The sequence below is a fragment of the Streptomyces sp. NPDC051172 genome (assembly GCF_040682555.1).
Classification (GTDB): domain Bacteria; phylum Actinomycetota; class Actinomycetes; order Streptomycetales; family Streptomycetaceae; genus Streptomyces.
In genome coordinates this window covers 1-24,600 of sequence record NZ_JBFBBE010000026.1, presented here as the reverse complement: position 1 = coordinate 24,600, position 24,600 = coordinate 1, and the positions used below count along the sequence as shown (strand labels likewise).

Sequence of the window (24,600 nt, the reverse complement as noted above, 5' to 3'; positions counted from 1 at the left end):
TCCTCACCGCTCGTCGTGATGGTTGTCGCCGCGCGCGGCGTCTTCGAGTTCGCTGAGCACCTGTTCCTCCACGAGATCGGCCAGGGCGGCGACCGTGCGCAGGACCAGGACGTCACGGGGCGTGAGCGTCACACCGAAGGCATCGTTGGCCCGCGAGGCGATGCGCAGGGCGCGCAGGGAGTCACCGCCCAGGTCGAAGTAGTCGTCCTCCGCGCCGACCGGCGTGTGCAGGGCCTCCTCCCAGAGGGCGGCCATCACCTCCTCGGTGGGGGTGCGGGGAGCAACGTGTTCCGTCGTCCGTGGCGCTTCCGGTGCGGGCGCGGGCAGGGCGGCCCGGTCGGTCTTGCCGTTCTCGGTGAGCGGGAAGCGCTCCAGCACCACATACGCCGAGGGCACCATCGGGCCGGGCAGGGTGGCGGCGGCCAGCTTGCGCAGTTCGGCGGCGGCGGGCGCCTCGGCACCGGGTGCGCGCAGCAGGTGGGCGACCAGGCGCGGCAGCCCCGGCTCGTCCTCCCGGATGCTCACCACGGCGTCCAGCACGGCCGGGTGGCGCACGAGCGTGGTCTCCACCTCGCCCGCCTCGATGCGGTGGCCGCGCAGCTTGAGCTGGCGGTCGGTGCGGCCCAGGTAGTGCAGTTCGCCGCGGGCGTCGCGTCGCACGAGGTCGCCGGTGCGGTACATGCGGGAGCCGGGCGGCCCGAACGGGTCGGCGGTGAACCGGGTCGCGGTCAGGCCTGGCCGGCCCAGATAGCCGCGGGCCAGCGCCGGTCCGCTCAGCCACAGTTCGCCCGTCACGCCGTCGGGGACCGGCCGCATCCGGGGGTCCAGGACGTAGGCGCCCGTGGCGGGCAGCGGGCGGCCGATGGGCGGAGCGCCGCCGTCCGCCTCCAGTGGACCGGACCAGGTGGCGACCACCGTGGCCTCGGTCGGCCCGTAGGAGTTGACCAGACGGTGGTGCGGGGCCCAGCGGGCGACCAGGTCGGCGCCGCACGCGTCGGCGCCGACGATCAGGGTCTTCAGGTCGGGCAGGGTGCCGGGGGTGTCCGGCGGCAGGGTGGCGAGCGCGGCCGGGGGCAGCAGGGTGTGGGTGATGCCCCCGGCGCGCAGCACGTCGGCGAGTTCCGCGCCGAGCAGCGGGCCGGGCCGCGGTACGACCAGGCGGGCGCCGTGCGGCAGGGACATGCACAGCTCCAGCACCGAGGCGTCGAAGCTGGGCGTGGCGAACGCCAGTACCCGGTCGCCCGGCACCACCTGGTAGTGCGCGGCCTCGGCGGCGGCGAAGCCCGCAAGGCCCCGGTGGGTGACCACCACGCCCTTGGGGGTGCCGGTGGACCCGGAGGTGTAGATGACGTAGGCCGGGTCGTCCAGGTCCAGCGGGCGGGTACGGTCGGCGTCGGTGGGCCGGTGGCCCGGTACGCCGTCCGGTGGCATCACGAGCAGGGCGGCCACCTCGGCGGCGTCGAGGGTGACGGCGGGCGCCGCGTCGCGCAGCATGAACGCGACCCGCTCGGCCGGGTAGTCGGGGTCCACCGGCACGAACGCGGCGCCGGTCTTGGCCACCGCCAGCTGGGCGAGGACCATGTCCGCCGAGCGCGGCAGGACCAGCGCGACCAGGGTGCCGGGGCCCGCGCCGCGTGCGATGAGCCGGTGTGCCAGGCGGTTGGCCCGCGTCTCCGTCTCGGCGAAGGTCAGCGACAGTCCGGGCGCGCTCAGGGCCGGCGCCGCCGGCCACCGGTCCACCGCAGCCTCGATCAGGGCGGCCAGGGTCGCCGGGGGCACCGGTGCGAGCTGCGGGCGGGCGGGGCCGCGCAGCAGCCGTGCCCGTTGCCCGGGCGGCAGGTTGTCGAGAGCGTCCAGGCGGTCGATGTCCTGGGCGGCCGCCAGTTCGCCCAGGGTGTGCAGGAGCTGACCGGCCAGGGAACGTGCGGTGGCCACGTCGAAGCAGCGTGGGTCGTAGCCGAGTTCGACGCCGAGCCGTTCACCCGGCGAGATCACCACGGTGAGCGGGTAGTTGGTGGCCTCGCGGGCGTCGAGGTCGCGTACGCGGACACCGTGGGCGCCGGCCGTGGCGTCCCCGACCGGGTAGTTCTCGAAGACCAGCAGGCTGTCGAACATCGGTGTGCCGGCGTCCAGTCCGCTCCATGCCTGCAGGTCGGTCAGGGGCACGTGGTCGAAGCGGCGGTCCTCGGCCCGGGCGGCCTGCGTGTCCCGCAGCCAGGCGTCGAGGGACGCGCCGCCGTCCACGGTGGCCCGCGCGGGCAGGGTGGTGATGAACAGGCCGGTGACGGTGTCGGCGCCGGGCAGGTCGGCGGGCCGCCCGGAGACGGTGGTGCCGAAGCACACCTCCCGCTCTCCGCTCCACCGCGACAGCAGCAGCGCCCAGGCGCCCTGCGCCACGGTGTTGAGGGTCAGGCGGTTGCGGCGGGCGAAGTCCTCCAGCCGTTTGGTCTCCTCCGCTCCCAGCCACCGGGACAGCCACGTGTCGGAGCGGGTGGCGGAGCTCTGGGCCGGCCTGCGGTCGTAGGGCAGTGGGGTGGGGGCGGAGAGATCCGCGAGGACGCTCCTCCAGTGCTCCTCGGCCGGCGCGGTGTCCCGGGCGGCGAGCCAGGCGGCGTAGTCCGCGAACGGGCGGCGGTCCGGCAGCCGGGGGTCCTCGCCGCGGGCGAGCGCCGCGTGGGCGGCCATGACGTCCGCCAGGACGTGGAAGACGCTCCAGCCGTCCAGCAGCACGTGGTGGAAGGTCCACAGGACGCGTATCCGGTCCGGGCCGAGCCGGATCAGGGCGAGGCGCAGCAGCGGGGCGCGGTCCAGTGCCATGCCACGGGCCTTGTCCTCAGCCAGCAGCCGTTCCAGGGCCGTGTCGCGTTCGGCCGCGGTCAGGGCGCTCCAGTCGTGCTCGGTGACAGGCAGAACGGCGCCGCGGTGGACGGCCTGCAGCGGGACGGGGGCGCCGTGCAACACGACGGTGGTGCGCAGGACGGGGGTGCGGTCCACCACGTGCTGGAAGGCGGCGGCGAGCGGACCGGGGTCGCGCACCCCGTCCACGACGAACGTGATCTGCTCGACGTACATGCCCTGGCCGGGTTCGTCCAGCCCGTGCACGACCATGCCGGTCTGGGTGGGGGTGAGCGGGTAGAGGTCCACGATGTCGCGGCCGGCGCCCACCAGCCGGTCCACGGCCGTCTGGTCCAGCGGCGCCAGCGGGAAGTCCGACGGGGTACGGCCCCCCGCGCCTGGCTCGGCACAGTGCCGGATGATGCCGCGCAGCTCCTCGGCCATGTCGGCGGCCAGCTCGGCCACCGTCTCCCGCCGGTGCACCCCGCGCGAGTACGACCAGGTGAACTCCAGCCGCCTGTCCACGACCCGGCCGAGGACGTCGAGGAGGTGGGGCCGGTCCGCCGCCCGGTCGATGCCGCCGGCCAGTCCGGCGTACGGCGTGTGCAGCAGGCCGCCCGTGGTGGCGTTCCAGTCCTGCTGTCCCAGGTAGTTGAAGCCGACCTGCGGCAGCCCGGGGAGGCCGAGCCGGTCGCGGTCGGGGTGCAGGTGGCGCAGGGCGCCGTAGCCCAGTCCGCCCCGGGGCACGGCCCGCAGGCTCTCCTTGACGGACTTGAGCGCCGCCCCGGTGCCCGCGTCCCCGGGCACGTCCAGAACGACGGGGAACATGGTGGTGAACCAGCCGACGGTCCGGGCCAGGTCGACGTCGTCGAACAGGTCCTCCCGGCCGTGGCCCTCCAGCGCCACCGTGACCCGGTCCCGCCCGGTCCACCGGGCCAGGACCCGGCCCAGGGCGCACAAAAGGACGTCGTTGACGCGGGTGCGGTAGACGTCCGGCACGTCCTGGAGCAGCCGCCGGGTCTCCTCGCCGTCCAGGCTCGCCGTCACCGTCTCCTCGCAGGCGGCGGTGTTGGCTCCGGACAGGTCGGTCGGCACGGGCACCGGGTCGGCGGACAGGGCCTGCCAGTGGGCGAGTTCGTCGTCGAAGCCCCCGGACCGGGTGTGCGCTGTCAGCCGCTGCGCCCACGCCCGGAAGGAGGTGGTTTTCGGCCCGAGGTCCGCCCGCTCGCCGGCGCGCAGCGCCCGGTAGGCGGTGTCCAGGTCCTCAAGGAGGATCCGCCAGGAAACCGCGTCCACGACCAGGTGGTGGGCGGCCAGCAGCAGTACGGGCCGCCGTGCGGCGCCGGTCCGGCACAGCGCGGCCCTGAGCAGGGGTCCGGCGGCGAGGTCGAACCCGGCGCACAGGCGGTCGGCCAGTTCGCTCACGGACGTGTCCGTGCCTTCGGGCAGGTCGTGCACCTCCAGCGGCGGCGCCTGGCCCGGAGCGGTGCCGTGCTGCCGCCACCGCCCGTCGTCGGTCTGTTCGAACCGCAGGTGCAGCGCGTCGTGATGTTCCAGTACGAGGGCGAGTGCGGCCCGCAGCAACGCCTCGTCCGTGTCGGTGGCCAGGTGGAAGGAGACCGCCTGGGTCAGCCGCGCGGGGTCACCGGTGAGCGTGTCGAACAGCCAGTGCTGGACGGGGGTGAGCGGCACCTCCCCCACGACCGGGCCCTGTTCCGCTCCGGTCCGCGGGGCCGTGACCTCCTGGGCTGCGGCGGCCAGTTCGGCGATGGTCTGGTGCTGGAACAGGTGCCGGGGGGTCAGGGCGAGGCCGGCCCTGCGGGCGGCCGAGACGATCTGGATGCCGAGGACGGAGTCGCCGCCGAGCGCGAAGTAGTTGTCCTGCGCGCCCACGTCGGGCACGCCCAGCACCTGCGACCAGATCGCGGCGAGCGCCCGTTCCGCCTCGGTGCGCGGCGGGCGGTCACCCGTCCCGCCCGGCGCCGACCACACGGGGTCGGGCAGCGCGCGCCGGTCCAGCTTGCCGGTGGCCCCGAGCGGCAGCCGCTCCAGCGGCACGACGAGTGCGGGCACCAGGTGGTCGGGGAGCGTACGCGCGAGGAAGTCCCGCAGGCCGGCGGAGTCGGGCAGCCCGCCGCCGTCGGGGACGGCGTACGCCACCAGCCGTTTGTGGCCGTCGTGTTCGACGACGCGGGCGGCGGCCGCGGACACCTGGGGGTGCCGGGTCAGCGCGGCCTCGACCTCTCCGAGTTCGATGCGGAAGCCGCGGACCTTCACCTGGTCGTCCGAGCGGCCGAGGTACACCAGGTCGCCGTCGGCGGTCCACCGTACGACGTCTCCGGTGCGGTACATGCGGCTGCCGGGCGGCCCGAACGGGTCGGCGGGGAAGCGGGACGCGGTCAGCCCCGGCCGGTTGAGGTAGCCGCGGGCCACGCCGGTTCCGGCCAGGTACAGCTCGCCGGGCGCACCGGCGGGGACCGGGCGCAGCCGGGCGTCCAGGACGTAGGCGCGGGCTCCGCCGACGGGCCTGCCGATGGGCGGGACACGGTCGGGGTCGGCCGGGTCGCAGGTGAAGGCGGTGGCGTAGACGGTGGCCTCGGTGGGGCCGTAGATGTTCATCACCCGGCAGCCCGGAACCGCCGCGCGCACCTGGCTCACGGTCCGCACGGGCAGCGCCTCACCGGCGAGGACGACGGTGTCGGCGGTGACGCGGACGGTGTCCTCCGCCAGCAGCCGGCCCAGCGCGGAGGGCACCGCGCTGAGCACTCCCGCCCGCCACGGCCCGTCGCGCTCGGCGAGGGCCAGCAGGTCGCGGACGATCTGAACGCGGCCGCCGGCCAGCAGCGGCGAGAAGATCTCGAACACCGATACGTCGAAGTTGAGCGAGGTGGAGGCCACGACGTGTTCCAGGCCGCGCCCTCCGAACTCGCCTGCGGCCCAGTCGGTCAGCGCCAGCACCGACGCCTGGGCGACGACGACCCCCTTGGGCCGGCCGGTCGAGCCGGAGGTGTGGATGACGTAGGCGGGGTGGTCCGGCAACAGCCTTCCGCGCAGCTCCTCGTCGGCGATGTCGTCGCCGGGCAGGGCGGCCAGGCGCGCGGCACAGGCGGGGTCGTCGAGGGCGATCCGGGTGAACGGACCGTCCGGCAGCCGGCTGGACGTCTCCGCGCTCGTGACGACCGCTTCGGGCCGCACGTCGTCGAAGAGGAAGGCGATGCGCTCGCCCGGGTAGCCCGGGTCGACGGGAAGGTAGGCGGCGCCGCTCTTGAGAACCGCCAGCAGGGCCACGATCAGGTCCGGGGTGCGCGGCAGGGCGAGGGCGACGAACCGTTCGGGGCCGGCTCCGGCCTCGATGAGCAGCCGGGCCAACCGGTTGGCGCGTTCGTCGAGTTGCCGGTAGGTGAGCTGTTCGGTGGCGCCGAGCACGGCGACGGCGTCCGGGACGCGCGCGGCCTGCGCGCGGAACGCCTCGGCCAGGGTCCGGCGCGGTGCCTCGGCCCCCGGGCCGCCGAAGCGCTCCAGCAGACGACGGCTCTGCTCGCCGGACATCAGGGGCAGGTCGGCCAGGTCGCGGTCCGGGTCGGTGGCCATCTCCGTCAGCAGCGTGCGCAGGCTCGCGCCGAGGCCGTCGACGGTGGCGGCGTCGAAGGCGGCGGGATCGTAGTCGAGGGTGACGGCCAGGGTGTCGCCGGGCGCGACCACCACGCTGAGCGGGTAGTTGGTCGGCTCCACATCGCGTTCCTGCTCCATGGCCAGGCCGTGCCGGGCCAGGGCGTCCGCGTCGAACGGGTAGTTCTCGAAGACCACGATGCTGTCGAACAGCGGGGTGCCGCCCGGTACCTCGCTCCATGTCTGGAGCTGGGCGAGCGAGACGAAGTCGTGGCGCCGGGACTCCGACTGGGCGGCCTGGAGGTCGTCCAGCCAGTCCAGCAGACGGCGCCGCCCGTCGATCCGCACCCGGGTGGGCAGGGTGTTGATGAACACGCCCACCATCGAGGTCACGCCCGGCAGGTCGGCCGGCCGCCCGGAGACGGTGGTGCCGAACACCACGTCGTCCCCGCCCCCGTAACGGGACAGCAGCAGCGCCCAGGCGCCCTGGAGCACGGTGTTGACGGTCAGACCGGCCTCCTGGGCGGTCCGGCGCAGCCTCGCCGACACCTCTGCGTCGAGCGTCACCCGTACCGAGCCCGAGGAGGAGCTGCGGTGCGCCTCCGCCGGCCGCCGGTCGCGCGGCAGTTCGGTCGCCACGGGGAAACCGGACAGCGCCGTGCGCCAGTACCGTTCCGCCCGCTCGGTGTCCTGCCGGGCCAGCCAACCCAGGTAGTCGCTGAAGGGGGCACGGTCGGGCACCTGCGGGCGGCGGCCGGTGGCGAGCGCGGCGTACCGCTCGCACACCTCGTCGAAGACCTGGGCCGCGCTCCACCCGTCGAGCAGCAGATGGTGGAACGTCCACAGCATCCGCACCCGCTCGGGCGAGAGCCGGATCAGGGCCAGACGCATCAGCGGAGCCGTCTTCAGGTCGAGCCCGGCCTGCCGGTCCTCGTCGACCAGCCGGGCGAGCGCCGCCTCGCACCGCTCGGCGGACCACCCGGACCAGTCGTGCTGGGTGACCGGCACGGGCGCCCGACGCTGCACGGCCTGGAGGGGTTCGGCGGTCTCCTGCCACACCGGGCGGGTGCGCAGCATCGCGTTGGCGTCCACGGTCCGCTGCCACGCCTCGGCCAGGGCGTGCGGGTCACCGACGCCCGACAGCACCAGTTGGACCTGGTTGACGTAGGTGCGGCTGTCGGGGTCCATGAGGCTGTGGAACAGCATGCCCGCCTGCATCGGCGTCAGCGGATACAGGTCCTCGACGCTGCGGCCGTCGCCCACGACCCGGTCCACGGCCGCCTGGTCGATCCGGACCAGCGGGAAGTCCGACGGCGTACGGCCCCCCGCCCCGGGGGCGGCGCAGTGCGCGACGACCTCCTCCAGCGCCCGCAGCATGCCGGCCGCGAGGTGGCCGACGGTCTCCTCCCGGTGCAGGTGCCGGCTGTAGTGCCAGGTGACCTCCAGCTCGCCGTCCGCCACGCGGGCCACTACGTCCAGCAGGTGCGGGCGCACCGACTCGGGTGCCTCGGCGCCGTCCAGCCCGCCGGGTACGGAGCGCACCAGCGCGCCGCCCCGGGCCGACCAGTCGAACCGGCCCAGGTAGTTGAAGCTGACGGCCGGCATCGGCGCGTCGGCCAGCCGCTCGTCGCGCGCGAGCCGGCGCAGGGCGCCGTGTCCCAGACCCCGCCCGGGCACGGACCTCAGCTGCTCCTTGACGGATTTCAGGGCGGCGCCCCAGTCCCCGTCCGGGACGTCGAGGGCGACGGGGAAGAGGGTGGTGAACCAGCCGACGGTACGGGAGAGGTCGACGTCGTCGAAGAGCTGGTCCTCGCGGCCGTGCCCCTCCAGGCCCACGGCGACGGCACGCCGCCCGGTCCATCCGGAGAGCACCCTGCCGAGAGCGGTCAGCAGGACGTCGTCGACGCGCGTGCGGTAGCCGCCGGGCACCTTCCGCAGCAGGTCGTCGGTGTGGCGCCGGTCCAGGCGTACGGTCACCGCGGCCACGTCGGCCATGGTGTTGCCGCCGTCGCCGTCCACCGGCAGCGGTGCGGCGCAGTGCCGTGCCACCTCCAGCCAGTGCTCACGCTGCGCGGCGAAGCCGCCGGCCTCGGTGTGCGCGTGCAGGCGCCGCGCCCACTCCTGGACGGAGGTCGTCCGCTCCGGCAGGCGCACCGGCTCCCCGGCACGGGCTTGCGCGTAGGCGGTCTCCAGATCCTCCAGCAGGATGCGCCAAGAGACGCCGTCGACGACGAGGTGGTGCACGACCAGGAGGAGCCGGGCGCCGGTTCCGGTCCCCATCTCGGCACCGGTCCCGGTTTCGGTGCCGGTGCCGGCGCCGGTGAACAGGCGGGCCGTCAGCAGCGGTCCACTCGTCAGCCGGAAGGCGGCGTGCGCCTCGGCCGTGACGCGGGCCACGGTCTCCTCGGCCGCCGTCGCCGGCAGTCCGCTCAGGTCGCGGACCTGCAGCAACTCCGGAACCTCCTCGTCGGCTCCGGGGCACTCCTGGCGCCAGGAGCCGTCGGCGGACCGGACGAAACGGCAGCGCAGGGCGTCGTGGTGGGCGTACACGGCGGCGAGGGCGCGGCGCAGGGTGGCCGGGTCGACGTCGTCGGGTGTGTCCACGACCACGGACTGGTTGAAGAACTCCGGCCGCCGCGGCCCGGGATCGAGGAACCAGTGCTGGATCGGGGTGAGCGGGACCTCACCGCTCACCGGGCCGGTCCCCGCGACGGACACGGCGGTGCCGGTGGCCGCAGCGGCGGCCAGAGCGGCGACCGTGGGATGCCGGAACAGGTCCCTCGGGGTGAGCGTGAGGCCGGCGGCGCGGGCGCGGGAGACCACCTGGATGCTGAGGATCGAGTCGCCGCCCAGCATGAAGAAGTTGTCGTCGGCGCCGACCCGGTCCGCGCCGAGCAGCTCCGCCCAGATCCCGGCGAGGAGCCGCTCGGCCTCGGTACGCGGCGCGCGGTACTCGGCGTCGCCGGCCGCCGCCCAGTCGGGGGCGGGCAGCCGGCGTCGGTCCACCTTGCCGTTGGCGGTCAGGGGCAGCTCGGCGACCGTGACGAAGGCGGCGGGCACCATGTAGTCGGGCAGCTCGGCGACGACGTGCGCGCGCAGCTCCCCTGCGGACGGCACGGTGGCCGAGGGAGCGGGCACGAGGTGGGCGGCAAGCCGTTTGCGCCCGGTGTGCTCGTACACGGAGACCACCGCCTCGGCGACGGCCGGGTGAGCGGTGAGCCGGGCCTCTATCTCGGTGGGTTCGACCCGGAACCCGCGGATCTTGACCTGGTCGTCCGCACGGCCCACGAAGTGCAGTTCGCCGTCGGCGCTCCACCGCACGATGTCGCCGGTGCGGTACATCCGCCCGCCGGGCGGGCCGAACGGGTCGGCCAGGTAGCGCGCGGCGGTGGCGCCCGGACGTCCGGCGTAGCCACGGGCCAGTCCGGCGCCCGCGATGTACAACTCGCCCGGCACGCCAGGGGGTTGCGGTTGAAGGACGTCGTCCAGGACGTACACGCGGGTGTTGTCGAGCGGGCGCCCGATGGGCAGCACCGGTGCGAGCGGGTCACCGGCCCGGAAGACCCGCCGGGTCGCGAAGGTGGTGGTCTCGGTGGGTCCGTAGCCGTCGACCACGGTGAGGCCGGGGCAGGCGTCGAGGACGCGGCCCACCACGGCGCCCGGTACGGCCTCGCCGCCGGTCCACACCTCGCGGGCGCCGTGCAGGCAGGCGGGGTCCTCCTGGGCGAGCAGCCGGAACAGGCCCGCGGTCAGCCACAGGCAGCGCACGCCCCGCTCGGTGATCGCGCGGCGCACCACGGCGGCATCCACGTCGGCCGGCGGGGCCAGCACGGCCGTCCCGCCGCGCAGCAGCGGCACCCACACCTCGTAGGTGGCGGCGTCGAAGGCGTGCGGGGAGTGCACGAGGACCCGGTCGTGGCCGGTGAAGGCGCGGTCGAGGGCGAGCGCGGCCACGTCCCGCTGGCGTACCGCGACGCCCTTGGGGGTGCCGGTGGAACCGGAGGTGAACATCAGGTACTGGACGTTGTCGGGGTGGACCGGGCGGACGGCCGGGACGTCTGCCGCGCCGTCACCGTCCGCGTCGGGGAGTTCACCCGCCAGGAGGGCGTCCACGCGCAGGACGGTGCCGCCGGGCAGCGCCTCCCCCGCCGTCCGCTCCCACTCGACGTCGGTCAGCAGCAGACGCGCGCCCGCCTCGGCGAGCATCCTGCGCAGCCGCTCCCGCGGCGCCCTGCCGTCCAGCGGAACGTACACGCCCCCGGTCCGGACCAGGGCGAGCTGCACGACGACGAGATCGACCGAGCGCCCCGTCAGCACGCCCACCGGGACCTCGGCCGTCACGCCGAGTGCGGTCAGCCGGCCGGCCAGCCGGGCGGCCCGGGCGTCGAGCTCCCGGTAGGTGAGCCGTTCCTCGTCCACCTCCAGGGCCGAGGCGTCCGGTGCGCGGCGCACCTGCGCGGCGAACAGTTCCGCCACCGTGGCCTCGGGTGTGGCGGTGGCAGTGTCGTTCCACTCCTCGACCACCTGGCGACGGCGGGCCTCCGTGAGCAACGGCAGTCGGGCGGGCGCGAGTTCGGGGGCCGCGGCCATGCCCGCCAGCAGGACGGTGAGGTGCTCGACCATCCGCTCGACGGTGCCGGCGTCGAACAGCCGCGGGTCGTAGCCCAGCCGCAGTCCCAGTTCGGCACCCGGATAGGCGACGAGGCTCAACGGGTAGTTGGTGGTCTCGATGCCGTCCAGTGCGGTCAGCCGCAGTCCGTGAGCGGCGGCCAGGTCGTCGTCGACCGGGTAGTTCTCGAAGACGACGATGCTGTCGAACAGAGGGGCCCGCTCGGGAAGCAGGGTGAAGTCCCTCATCCGGGTGAGCGGTACGTGATCGAAGCGGCGGTCCTCGCTCTGGTCCTGCTGGAGGTCGCGCAGCCAGTCGAGCAGGGCCCTGTCGTGCGGCACCGTCACCCGCGTGGGCAGGGTCGTGATGAACAGGCCGGTCATGGAGTCGGCTCCGGGGAGCTCCGGGGGCCGCCCGGAGACGGTCGTGCCGAACACCACGTCGGGCCGGCGGGCCTGACGACTCAGCAGCAGCGCCCACGCCCCCTGCACCAGGGTGTTGAGGGTCAGCCCCGCCGTCCTGGCCAGCTCCTCCAGAGCCCGGGTGGTGAGCGCGTCCACGGTGCCGCGGACCGCCGCCGTGGACTCGGCGCGGTGATTCTCGCGTGGCTCGCGGTCGTAGGGCAGTGCGGTGGCCTCGGTCAGGTCGGCGAGGCGGCGCTGCCAGTGCCGGTCGGCCTCCGCCCCGTCCCGGTCGCGCAGCCAGGCCACGTAGTCGCGGAACGGGCGCCGGTCCGGCAGGGGCTCCCGGCCCGCCGAGGCGTGTCCGGCGAAGACGTCGGACAGCACCTGGAACAGGCTCCAGCCGTCCAGCAGCAGGTGGTGGAAGGACCACACGACGCGTACGGCGCTGTCGGAGATCCTGGCGAGCAACAGCCGCTGCAGCGGGGCCCGGGTCAGGTCGATGCCCTGTTCACGGTCCTGGTCCAGCAGGTGCCGCAGCCGCGTTTCGCGCTCCCGCTCGGTCAGGTCGCCCCAGTCCAGGTGGGTCACGGGCACGCGGGCGTGGCGCCGCACCACCAGCAGCGGCTCGGGCACGTCCTGCCAGCAAACGTGTCCGCGCAGCACGGGCGTGTGGTCCGTGACGCGCTGCCAGGCCGCCGCCAGCGCGGCCGGGTCCGACACGCCGTCCAGGTCGAAGGTCAGCTGCTGGAAGTAGACGCCCTCGTCGGCCTGGGAGAGCCCGTGGAAGAGCATGCCGGCCTGGGTGGGGGTGAGCGGGTGGACGTCCTCCACCGCGCCCGGGTCGTCCCCCACGATCCGGTCCACGCTCGCCTGGTCGAGGCGGGCCAGGGGGAAGTCCGACGGAGTGCGTCCGCCGCTGCCGGGCCGGACGGCGTGGCGCGCGATACCGGCCAGTGCGTCGGCGAAGCGTGCGGCCAGATCGGCGACGGTCGTCCTGGTGTGCAGGTCCTCGGAGTAGAACCAGGTGAACTCCAGCACGTCACCGTCCAGTCGGCCCACGACCTCCAGAGGGTGCGGACGTACCGCCGAGGGGTGGGCGTCCAGTTCGAGCGTGCGGAACGCTCCCGCGTACAGACCTCCGGTGTCCGGGAGGCCGAACCGGCCCAGGTAGTTGAAGCTGATCTGCGCCTGCGGCGCCCCGGGCAGGGCTCGCGGGCGGGTCAGGTACCGCAGGGCGTCGTGCCCGACCCCGTGCCGGGGTACCGCCCGCAGCTGCTCCTTGACCTGCTTGAGCACGGCGTCCCAGTCGGCGTCGGGCGGGACGGCGAGGGCGACGGGGTGGCGGGTGGTGAACCAGCCGACGGTACGGCTGGTGTCCACGTCGGCGAAGAGTTCCTCGCGGCCGTGGCCCTCGACGTCCACCAGCACCCGCTCGTGCCCGGTCCACGCGCACAGCACCCGGCCGAGCGCGCTCAGCAGTACGTCGTTGACCCGGGTGCGGTAGGTGTCCGGCAGGGTGCGCAGCAGGGCGGAGGTGTCCTCGGGGGTGAGGCGGACGGTCACCGAGCGCGCCGAGGCGTACGTGTTGTCGCCTTCTCCGTCGGCCGGGAGCACCGCCTGGGCGCCGGCGACGGCGTCGGTCCAGTACACGACCTCGTCGTCGAAGCCGCCGTCGGCCGCGTGGGCGGACAGGCGCCGGGCCCACAGCCGCACGGGTGAGGACTTCGGGGGCAACGCCGCCTGTACGTCTCGGCCTTCCCGGCGGGCGCGGTAGGCGCGGTCGAGGTCCTCCAGGAGCACGCGCCAGGAAACGCCGTCCACGACCAGGTGGTGAACGGCCAGGTGCAGCACGCGGGGCAGGCCGGGGCCGCGGTCGTGCAGCACCGCACGCAGCAGCGGGCCGTGGCGCAGGTCGAAGGGGCCGTGGTGCGGTGTGTCGGTGTCGGGGCCGGCGTGGCGGTCCAGACGAACGCGCGGTGCCCGGTCCTCGATGCGCCATGCGGCGCGGGGCGCCGCGTCCGGGTCGTCGAGGGCGTCGTCGGTGGCCGCTTCGCCGTTCTCCTCGGTGAGGAAGCGGGAGCGCAGCGCGTCGTGGTGGGCGACGAGGTCGTTGAGGGCCTCCTCCAGCGCCGCCGGGTCCACTGTCTCGGGAAGCTGGACGGACAAGGTCTGGGCGAAGACGCCCGCGCGCTCGGCCGCGCTGTCGAACAGCCAGCGCTGGATGGGCGTGAGCGGCGCGGGGCCGGTGGCGGGCACCGCGTCCGGGACGACGGGCCGTCGGTCGCCGGCCGCGTCGGCGCAACGGGCGAGGGCGGCGATCGTCTGGTGGCGGTACACGTCCCGGGAGGTCACCGTGAGGCCCGACTGGCGGGCCCGGGCCACCACCTGGATGCTGAGGATGGAGTCACCACCCAGCGTGAAGAAGTTGTCGTCCACCCCGACCCGGTCCACGCGCAGGATGTCCGCCCAGATCGCGGCGAGGGTGCGTTCGGTGGGCGTGCGCGGCTCGACGCGGTGCGGCCCGCTCCGTGCGGGCCGCGGGTCCGGCAGGCGGCCCCGGTCCAGCTTGCCGTTGGGGTTGAGGGGCAGGTCGGCCAGGACCAGGACGGCCGCCGGCACCATGTAGTCGGGCAGGGTGCGGCCGAGGGTCCGGCGCACCCCCTCCGGCTCCAGGTGCGCGTCCGGAGCGGGAACGACGTAGCCGACCAGACGACGGCGGCCGTCGCTCTCCCGGACGGTGGCCGCCGCCTCCGCCACACCGTCGACGCGGCGCAGCGCCTCCTCCACCTCGCCCAGTTCGATGCGGAAGCCGCGCACCTTGACCTGCTGGTCGGTGCGGCCCAGGTACTGCAGCTCGCCGTCGGTGGTCCACCGCACCAGGTCTCCGGTGCGGTACATGCGGTCCCCCGGCACGCCGAACGGGTCGGCCACGAACCGGGAGGCGGTCAGCCCCGGGCGTCCCAGGTAGCCGCGTGCCAGCCCCCCGCCGCCCAGGAAGAGCTCTCCCGTCACGCCGGGCGGCTGAGGACGCAGCAGGCGGTCCAGGACGTAGGCCCGGGTGGCGGCCACGGGCCTGCCGATCGGCGGGGCCTGATCCGGTGCCGTCGCGTCGGCGAACCACGCGGTGGCGTAGACCGTGGTCTCGGTGGGGCCGTAGATGTTGGCGATCTCGCAGTCCGGCAGGGCCCGCCGCAGGTCCTGCACGGTCTGTGCGGGAAGCGCCTCCCCTGCCAGGACGACGGTGTCCGCCGCGACGGCCGCGCCGCTCTCGGTGAACATGCGGGCGATCACCGACGGCACACCGCTGACCAGTCCGACCCGTCGGGGTTCGCCGGAGTCGGCGAGGGCCGGGAGGTCGGCGACCACCTCGATGCCGCCGCCCACGAGCAGCGGGCAGAGCATCTCGAAGACCGACACGTCGAAGTTCAGGGAGGTGGAGGCCACCACGTGGGCCAGTTGCCGGGGGCCGAAGCGCTCCCCCGCCCATTCCGCGAGGGCCGCGACACTGCGGTGGGTGACCACGACGCCCTTGGGACGTCCCGTCGAGCCCGAGGTGTAGATGACGTACGCGGGATGCTCGGGATCGAGGGGCCGCGCCCGCTCGGCGTCGGTGAGGTCGCCGTCGGCGACGGCGTCCTGGGCGAGGCAGTCCTCCAGGAGCAGCGCGGCGCAGTCCTCGGGCAGCGCGTCGGCGGTCTCGCGGGTGGCCACGACGAGAGCGGGAGCGGCGTCGCCGAGCATGAAGCGGATGCGCTCGACGGGGTAGCCGGGGTCCACCGGGAGGTAGCCCGCGCCTGCTTTGAGTACGGCCCACAGCACCGGCAACAGGTCCGCCGTCCGCGGCAGACACAGCGCCACCAGCGTCTCGGGACCGGCCCCGCGGGCGGCCAGCACTCGGGCGAGCCGGTTGGCGCGCCGGTTGACCTCGGCGTAGTCGAGGCGCTCGGAGCCGCAGACCACAGCGGTGCGCTCGGGTGTCCGTGCCACCTGTGCCTCGAACAGGGCGGGCAGTGTGCTGCCCGGGGCGCGGGCCGCGTCCGTGGCCCGCGGGTTCCACACCTCCAGCATGGTGCGCCGTTCGTCCTCCGACAGCAGGGCCAGCTCGCCCACCGTGCGGTGCGGCCCGTCCGCCATGCCCTCCAGCAGCCGGAGAAGGTGGCGGCTCATCCGGGCGACCGTCTCCGCCTCGAACAGGCCGGTGCTGTATTCGGCGGTGAGATCGCAACTGCCGTCGGTGCGCGGCGTGAACTCCAGCACCAGGTCGAACCGGGCCGCCGGGCGGGGCAGCGGGTGCTGCTCGAAGCGCACCCCTCCGGCCGGCGGCGGGTCGCTCAGGGCGGTCTGCTGCACCACGAGCACCTGCACCAGCGGGGTCCGGCTGGGATCCCGGGGCGGGGCGAGTTCCTCCACCACCCGGTCGAAAGGCACCGCGTCGTGGGCGAAGGCGTCCAGTACCGTCGCCCGCATGCTCTCCACGAACCGGTCGACGGTCGCGGCGTCGTCCACATCGCCGCGCAGCACCACGGTGTTGGCGAAGAACCCGGCCACGTCCTCCAGTTCGCGGCGTTCCCGCCCCGTGGTGACGGTGCCGAAGGCGACGTCCCGCTGGCCGGAGAACCGGGAGAACAGCACCGCCGCCGCCCCGGCGAACAGGGTGAAGACGGTCGTACCGCGCTCCCCCGCCAGGTGCCGCAGCCGTGCGACCAGCTCCGCCGGAAGGTGCTGCCGGTGCGCGGCGCCGGCCGTGGTGCGCACCGCGGGCCGGGGCCGGTCGGTGGGCAGCTCCAGTTGCGGCATGTCGGCCAGGTGCCGCTTCCAGTACGCGAGGTCCTCCGCTTGCCTGTCGTCGCCGCCCTGTCGACGCTCCCACACCGCGAAGTCCGGATACTGCACACCGAGTGCGGGCAGCCCGTCCGCCGTGCCGGACACCTCGGCCCGGTACAGCGCTGCCAGATCACGGGTCAGGATGCCCACGGACCAGCCGTCGGTGACGATGTGATGCTGGGCCAGTAACAGGAGATGGTCGTCGGCACCGCGGCGTACGAGCAGCGCCCTGGTGAGCGGGCCGGCAGCCAGGTCGAAGGGGTGCTCCAGCTCCTCGGTCAGCAGTCGTTCGGCGGCCTCCTCGCGCCGGGCGGCGGGCAGGTGCGTCACGTCGGCCGTGCGCAGCGGCAGGTCGCCGCGCGGGTGTACGCGTTGTACGCCGTGTCCGTCCTGCGTGGCGAAGGTGGTGCGCAGACTGTCGTGGCGGGCGGCCAGCCTGTCGAGGGCGCGGGCCAGCGCCGCGGTGTCGACGCCGCCGCGCAGCCTGAGCGCCGAGCCGGTGTTGTACTCGGTGCCGCCCGGGGTGAGGTCGTTCAGGAACCACAGGCGCCGCTGGGCGCTGGAGAGCGGGAGCGGCCGGTCGTGCGGGACGGCCGGGATCGGGTCCTCGCCCACCGCGTCGAAGGGGGCGCTGAGCAGTCGGGCGAGGGCCGCGACCGTGCGCGCGGTGAACACGTCCCGGATGGACAGGCGGGCGCCGAGTTCCTCGCGGATGCGGGCCAGGGCGCGGGCGGCGAGGACCGAGTCTCCGCCCAGGTCGAAGAAGTCGTCCTCGACGCCGACGGCGTCGGCCCCCAGGACGTCCGCCCAGACGCCGGCGAGCACACGCTCCCGCGCGGTGCGCGGCGCCACGTGTCGCCGGCCGACCGCGCGGACGGGCGCGGGCAGGGCACCCAGGTCGATCTTGTGCTGCGGGGTGAGCGGCAGGGTGTCGAGGACGACCACCACGGACGGCACCATGTGCGGTGGCAGGACGGCGGCGACGCTCTCCCTCAACTCCTCCGTGTCGAGGGTCTGTTCGGGGTCGGTGGGGGTGACGTATCCGACGAGTCGGCGCCGCCCGGGTTCGTCCTCGCGCACCACGGCCACGGCGTCGCGCACACCCGTCAGGCGCCGCAGCGCCGCCTCGATCTCGCCGGGCTCGATACGGAAGCCGCGCAGTTTCACCTGGCGGTCGAGCCGGCCCAGGTATTCCAGTTCGCCGTGCGCGTTCCAGCGTGCCCGGTCGCCGGTGCGGTAGAGCCGGGCGCCGGGCGGGCCGAAGGGGCTGGCGACGAACCGCCCGGCGGTGAGGCCGGGCCGATGGAGGTAGCCGCGGGCCACTCCCGCGCCGCCGACGAACAGTTCACCGTCGGCTCCGGGCGGCACCGGTCGCAGGGCCGCGTCCAGCACGTGCACCTCGGTGCCGGGGAGGGGGACGCCGATGGCCGGTGTGCCGGTGCCCGCGGCCAGGGGTCCGGTCCAGGACGCCACGATGGTCGTCTCGGTGGGCCCGTACGAGTTGATCATCCGCCGGCCCGGCGCCCAGCGGTCGACGAGTTCCGCCGGGCAGGCCTCCGCTCCCACGATCAGCGTCCGCAGGCGGCCCGCGTCGATCCGCGCCGGGTCGGGCAGGGTGGCGAGGGCGGCCGGCGGGATCAGCGCGTGGGTGATGCGGTGCTCGTTGACCACGGAGGCGAGTTCGTCGCCCAGCCAGGGGCCGTCCGGCGGTACGACGAGGGTGGCGCCGGACAGGACGGAGATGAACAGTTCCAGCACGGAAGCGTCGAAGCTGGGCGAGGAGAACTGCAGCACCCGGTCGCCCGGGCCCACGGCGTACTGCTCGGCGGCGCCCGCGGTGAAGGCGGAGATGCCCCGGTGGGTGACGGTCACGCCCTTGGGCGTTCCGGTCGAGCCCGAGGTGTAGATGACGTAGGCGGCGTGGTCGGCGTCCACCCGTGGGCGCGGTCTCGGGGTGTCTTCGGCGACTTCCATGGCGGTGCGTACGGCGGCCGGGTCGTCGAGGACCACGGCAGGTGCCGCGTCCCGCAGCATCAGCGCTCGCCGTTCGGCCGGGTACCGGGGGTCCACGGGCAGGAAGGCGGCGCCCGCCCGGGCCACGGCCAGCTCGGCGGCGATCAGCTCGAGGGAGCGCGGCAGGACCAGCGCGACCGTCCGCTCCGGTCCGGCCCCCCGCCGGGCGAGATCGGCGGCCAGCCGTCCGGTCCGCTCCGCCAGCTCCCGGTAGGACCACGTCCGTCGGCCGTCGGTGACCGCCTGCGCGTGCGGCGTACGGCTCACCCACGCCTCGAAGAGTTCGCCGAGCGGCCGGTGGGACACCGCCCCGTCTCCGGCTGCGGTGAGGTCGTCCGCCCGGGTGGAGGGGGACATCGGGTCGGGCGAGTTGTGCTTGTCCGTCATGGGAGTCCTCGAAGACGGTGACGATGCGGGGGCGCGCGGGCGCGGGGAGCCGCCCGAGCGCACCGGAGCCCCCGCGCTGGCCGCTCTTCGATGCGGGGAGAGGTGCGTCCGGATACGCCGGGACGGCTGGGGTGGGGCTGCGGGAACGGCTGCGGGTCAGGCGGTGCCGACGCGGCGGGCCGTGCGACCGGAGATCTGCACGCGGTCGACGCTTCCGTCGACGGGATCGCGGTGGAAGCGTCCACCGGGCTCCCTCCGGCCGGTGACCGGGTCGGCCAGGTCGCAGGTCAGATCCGGGTAGCAGATCAGCGGCAGCGGCAGGTCGCCGTCGATGGACAGCGCGGGCCGGCCTTCCGGGTCGAGGCTGATCCGGTACTCGGTCGTCCCGTTGCGGTAGGTCCCGGCGCATTCGGGGAAGGTGATGGGTCCGCCCCGGTCGGCGCGCGCGGGAGTGGTCGGCACACGCATGCCGGTGAGCCGGGTGAGGGTGTCGGCCAGGTCCCGCCACAGGGCGGTGGCGCCACCGGCGTTGCCGGTGAAGGCGACCACGACACCGCTGCGCGGCTCCGCGCGCAGGTGGCAGGAGGTGCCCTGGGCGTTCCCGTCGTGGCCGCACCACGATCGGCCGTCCTGCTGGTAGAGGGCGGCACCCAGGCCCCACGCGTCCGCCAGGGCGCCGGCCTCGGTTCCGGGCTCGGGGCGTCGCATCAGCGTGGCGACGGTGGGCGGGACGACGGTGGACCGGCCGATCAGGGCTCTGCCCAGCGCGATCAGGTCGTGGGCGCCGGCCATCAGGGCGCCGGCCGGGGCCTCGACGGGCGCCAGGTTCTGGCGGACCGGCCGCACGGCGCCTGTCGCGGTGTTGAGAGCGTGTCCGACGGCGGTCGGGCGACCGGGGGAAGGCTCGCCGAGGAAGGCGGGCGTGGTGCCCAGCGGCTCCAGGAGCAGGACGCGGACGGCTTCCTGCCAGGTCATGCCCGTCACGGCCTCGATCAGCCGTCCTGCCGCCACATGGCCGACGTTGGAGTAGGAGAAGTCCGTCCCGGGTGCGAACAGCGCGTTCTCGGCGGTGCACTCCGTCGACAGATAGCGGGAGGCAGTCATGCCCGCCGCGGTGTCCGAGTCGGGGCCGGTGGGCAGACCGGCCGTGTGGGAGAGGAGGTGACGCACGGTCACCTTGGGTAGGTCCCCGAACTCCGGCAGGATGTCGGCGACGGCCTCGTCGAGGTCGAGGTCCTCGTCGTCGACCAGCAGCATGACCGTGGCGGCCGTGTACGTTTTGGTGACACTCCCCAGCGGCACGGCCGTGTCGGCCGTGAACGCGGTGCCCCGGACGGCGTCGGCCGTCCCGGTGTGCACGCTGACGACCTCCGTCCCGGTGTCGACGGCCAGATGGGCGCCGGGTACGCGGTGGGTTCGCGCGAGGGTGTCGAGACTGTGCTGCAACGCCTGACGTAAGAGGGACGGTCGTGAGGCGGCGACTGAAGCGGCGGTGGGGTACGGCATGTGAAGGGGACTCCTGATGTCTGCGCATGGCCGTGACACGAGGGCCGATGGGGATGAGCGGTTCGGCCCGACGCGTCGGTGCGGGTGGGTGTCGGTGCGTGCTAACGCCTTACGACCTCGACCGGCAGATGACGTACGCCGACGATGACGGCCGGGTTCTGGAAGGTGACCTCGTCGTAGTCGGGGACACCCAGACTGGAGAAACGTTTAAGCAGCATCCGGAGCGCGATGCGCGCCTCCAGTCGGGCCAGGGGGGCGCCGAAGCAGAAGTGGATGCCGTGACCGAAGGTCAGGTGGGGATTGGGGTTCCGGGCCGGATCGAAGACGTCCGGCGCGCCGAAGCGGGCGGGATCACGGTTGGCGGCGCCCAGATGGGCCACCACCATCGTGCCCTCGGGAATCTCCTGATCCCCGATCACCACCGGGCGCGTGGTGCGCCGGCCGAGCTCCGCGAAGGGGGGCAGCCAGCGCAGCACTTCCTCGATGGCCTCCGGCAGCCGTCCGGTGTCGGCGCGCAACGAGCGGAGTGCGCCGGGGTGCCGGTCGAACGTGACGACAGCGTTGCCCAGGAGGGCCGTTGTGGTGATGTGGCCGGCGACCAGCAGCAGGGCGACGAAACCGACGATCTCCTGGTCTTCCAGACGGACGCCGTCCACTTCGGCGGCCACCAGTCGGCTGGTCAGATCGTCCCCCGGTCGCGCTCGGCACCTGCGGATATGGTGCAGGACGTAGCCGTTCATCTCTCGCACGGTCGGGGCGATGGCGTTCAGGGCCCGTTCCAGGTCGGCCATGCTGGGCGACTCGCCGAGTTCGTCACCCCCGAAGAGGGTGGCCGCCCACTCCTGGAAAAGCTTGTGGTCCTCGGCCGGGATACCGAGCAATTCGGCGATGACGATGATGGGCAACGGGTAGGCAAGGGCATCGACCAGATCGAACCGGTCGCAGTCGGCGATGTCGTCCAGCAACCGACCGCACACAGTTTCGATACGCGGTTCCAATCCCTTCACCATACGGGGAGTGAATGCCTGACTGACGAGCGTCCGGAGCTTGCGGTGCTCCGGTGGGTCCATGCCGACGAAATTGCCCTGCCGAAAGACCTCGAAGTCCTCCTGGGTGGGCGCGATGGACGAGAAGTCGGAGGAGTACGTCGTCGGGTCAGAGAGAATCCCGGCCACCGACGGGTAGTCCACCACCTGCCACGCGCCCTGCCGTTCGTCGTAATGGACCGGACCGCACGCACGTAAGGACTGCCATCGCTCGCCCAGTCTGTCGAAGGGCGAGTTCTTCTGGACCGATGGGTTGCCGGTCACCTTTTCTCCTTCGTGGGGAACGCGGGGACAGCGCATCCACAAGCGGTATGGGCGACGGTGAGCCGCGGACACGGGTCTTCCATGGGGCCTGGGTCGCTCCCGACAGGCAACCGGCTCTACCGGGGCAGCAAAGCGGCGGACACCTCGGAGCGGCGAGCAGCTGAAATTGCTGCGTCAAGCGTTTCGGAAACCGGCGCAGCTCCGGCCGATTCGAACAGCCATTTGCCGCACATTACCCGACACGCGCCTCACCACATACGCTGAGGACCACATCGACTCCATGCCGCCCTTTGGACGAACGGCAGTACTTGTGGTGCGTACCAAGCCGACATCACATATCTCCAGTGAACGCACCGCACAACTGCCGCGCGGTAGCTTCCGCTTGCCTCTATATATGGCGGGCCCTTGGGGTGGGCTCGACATCCCGACTCCATGCAAAGCTACGCATCCCCGCCGATCAGGGCAGGGCCATACGCACGACGAGCATCTTCGCCCCGGACGAACTCGGCGACAGTCTTCACGGTGGCTGAACCGAGAGCAACCCCCTCAAGTTGAAAAACGAGGTATATCGGCAAGCCCTCTCTCAGGGCACTCGGGCAGCCCGAACTAAACCCGTCGACGAGGCCCCGGCACGCGTGCCCCGGGAACAGATGGCTAAACAACCAAACATGTGGACCCTGCAATTCCCCTTGAGCGCACACCGCCCGCAACTCGCCTCACCTGCACGGAAATCGTTCGCCGCGGCCGCGCGAGCACGGCTGCAACGAAGCGGAACACCCGATTCGAGGACCGTTCACCGCTGGGAGGTGTTCCTCATGGAGCCCGGCGGCCGCCTACTGCCGCCACGGAAACACGGCCGAGACTCGACACTGCTTTCGGCCGAATCCCGTCGGGAGCGCGGGGGGCGCGCGGGGCGCACTTCTCTCGTGCGTGCGCGGGTACGCGCCCAGCCCGGCCTCCCTCGCGCGCCGGTACGGGAGTTGCGATCACGGCACCTGCCTGCCGGTTCACATCGTCGGAGCGCCGGGCCGAGCGTCCGGCGCCATCGATGCCGGGCGAAACCCACCCCGCGCCCACCCCCGCCGCACACACCTCGGCGAGGCGAGCCCCCGTCCGGATCGAGCTGACGGATGCGACGCGACGTGACAACCGGGGTATGTCCTCGGACATTCCGAGGGTCCGCAAGGAGCACTGACACGCGATGCGGTCCAGGGCAAGTGGGCAGCGAGCCATCACCGTGGTCTTTCGGTCGCACCCGCCGGATGTGCGCGGGCGTGCGCCACTCGGCGCCCGCACTCCTACCGTGGCGGGCGGTCCGACGGGTGACGGTGTCCGTCCTGCGGACCGGCATCCACAAGCGCGGGCCACCGTCCCCAGGAAAACGCGGACACCGGTGCCCTCGCCGAGGCCCCAAATCCCTGGCCCGCGGCTTCATCCACGACGACACCACCTTCGAGCCGGTCGTCCGCGCCATCGAGAAGGCTCCCGCTGGACGCCGTGCCCCCGGAGAACCGACCCCGGCCACCGCGGCAGAGGAAGGTGTCCGGGACGCGCACCAATTCGGCCCCACGTGCAGAGCCTTGACGAACCACTCTCCGCTACATGCCCAGGCCGGAACGAGGACACGGTTCCGCCGAGCTCGCGCGCGGCGGAGGACGCCGGTCGCCCCTCCCGGTCGAGTCATGGGGACGGCGCCATGACCGCGCATACGGCCCTGAGTACCTCGTCCTCCCGCTCCCGCAGGTAGTGGTGTCCCCCCGGGAACGTCCGGACCCGGACGCCGGCCGTCGTGGCGTCCGCCCAGGACGCCAGCCCAGCGACCGGACACGTCTCGTCGGCCTCACCACCGAACACCGTCATGGGCGCCTGCAGCGGCACCAGCGACTCCGGCCGGTAACGGTCCAGCAGGGCCAGGTCCGCCCGCAGCGGCGGAAGGATCACGGGCAGCAGCTCCGGGTGGTCGTACACCACGGCGTCCGGCCCACCAAGCCGCCGCATGGCCGCGACCAGCTCCTCGTCTCCCAGCCGGTGCCGGTGCTCCCCGTGGATCCGGTGCGGGGCGGGCCGCGCGGAGACGAAGACGTGGTCCATCACGAAGCCGTCCGCGCGCTCCAGCAGGCCGGCCAGCTCGTAGGACAGGCCGGTTCCCATGCTGTGCCCGAAAAGTGTCATGGGAAGGTCCAGCAACGGACGTAGTGTCTGCGCCAGTTGGTCGGCCATCTCGGTCATGTCCCCGATCGGTTCCTCGGCCAGCCGGTCCTGTCGGCCCGGGTACTGCACCGCGACGAGTTCAACCCCGGCCGGCAGCCGGCCGGCCCAGCCGGCGTAGGACCCGGCGGTCCCGCCCGCGTGCGGCAGGCAGACCAGACGGCTGACGACGGGCCCCTCCACCGGATGGCGGCGCAACCATTTGCCCATTGATCTCACTCCCCGGCGCGGGCGCTCAAGCGCAGCTTTTCGAGTGTCTCGTCGAACCGGTCGATGCCTTCGGCGACGGTCCATGGTGCACCGGCTCGTCGATCAACTGGTCGTCCACGGCCTTCGCTGACACCGCCTCTACCGACTCGACAGAGGCGGGATCGGTCACGTTCTCACTGGTCATCGATGCATCTTCCATGATCGGGAGTTACACCGAACGTCTTACAATTCCCCATGGACGCCCCGGCTATGCAGCGCTTATTCAGCGAGGGATTTGTCTGAGGCGCGAGCGGACTACTTACCGCAGCTCGCCACCCCACGGCACGCCGAAGCGGCACGAACTGAACCGGAGCCTGTCACGGGGAAGTCACCGCGGTGTCGTCCTTGGGACAGGGAAAGGTGTCGGGGGGAGTGCCCCACTTCGCAGGGTTCTGCCGGTCGGGCAGGACTCCGCAGCTGAGCAAGGTGGCTGTGATTCCGCTCGGTTGGGCGATCTCGCGGATGAACACCGCTTTGTCGGGCGGGTATTTGTTCTTGCCGTCCAGTTGCAGCACGCCGGATGCGCCGGGGTACTGGGACACGCCGTGGGCCAACGTCGCTTCCTTGCCGGGTGATCCTTTAGGATCCGGGGCTTGTGGCTCGTGATCATGTGGTGGGGGATGGCTTCCCGGAGCGGATACGGATC

Annotated in this window: 5 protein-coding genes; all 5 read right to left on the bottom strand. The window is 73.4% G+C overall.

The genetic code is table 11. The features are described 5' to 3' along the window. Nucleotides 1–3: 3 nt before the first annotated feature. Nucleotides 4–18,681: a non-ribosomal peptide synthase/polyketide synthase gene (locus tag AB0N07_RS17940; RefSeq protein ID WP_365835968.1), complete on the bottom strand. Its 18,678-nt coding sequence runs from the start codon at nt 18,679–18,681 to the stop codon at nt 4–6. A 156-nt stretch (nt 18,682–18,837) separates the two neighbouring features. Continuing rightward, complete coding sequence (locus AB0N07_RS17935; RefSeq protein ID WP_365835966.1) at nt 18,838–20,187, bottom strand: serine hydrolase domain-containing protein; 1,350 nt, start codon at nt 20,185–20,187, stop codon at nt 18,838–18,840. Between the two features lie 101 nt (nt 20,188–20,288). Further along, nucleotides 20,289–21,497, bottom strand: coding sequence for a cytochrome P450 (locus AB0N07_RS17930; RefSeq protein WP_365835964.1), 1,209 nt, complete (start codon nt 21,495–21,497; stop codon nt 20,289–20,291). 1,680 nt (nt 21,498–23,177) lie between these two features. Further along, nucleotides 23,178–23,915, bottom strand: coding sequence for a thioesterase domain-containing protein (locus tag AB0N07_RS17925; protein ID WP_365835962.1), 738 nt, complete (start codon nt 23,913–23,915; stop codon nt 23,178–23,180). A gap of 356 nt (nt 23,916–24,271) precedes the next feature. Beyond that, nucleotides 24,272–24,600 (bottom strand): hypothetical protein (locus AB0N07_RS17920; RefSeq protein ID WP_365835960.1); only part of this gene is annotated, 329 nt, incomplete at its 5' end.

Coding starts and splice junctions, on each gene's coding strand:
- AB0N07_RS17940 (WP_365835968.1), bottom strand. CDS start 18,681: ATGACGGACAAGCACAACTCGCCCGACCCGATGTCCCCCTCCACCCGG.
- AB0N07_RS17935 (WP_365835966.1), bottom strand. CDS start 20,187: ATGCCGTACCCCACCGCCGCTTCAGTCGCCGCCTCACGACCGTCCCTC.
- AB0N07_RS17925 (WP_365835962.1), bottom strand. CDS start 23,915: ATGGGCAAATGGTTGCGCCGCCATCCGGTGGAGGGGCCCGTCGTCAGC.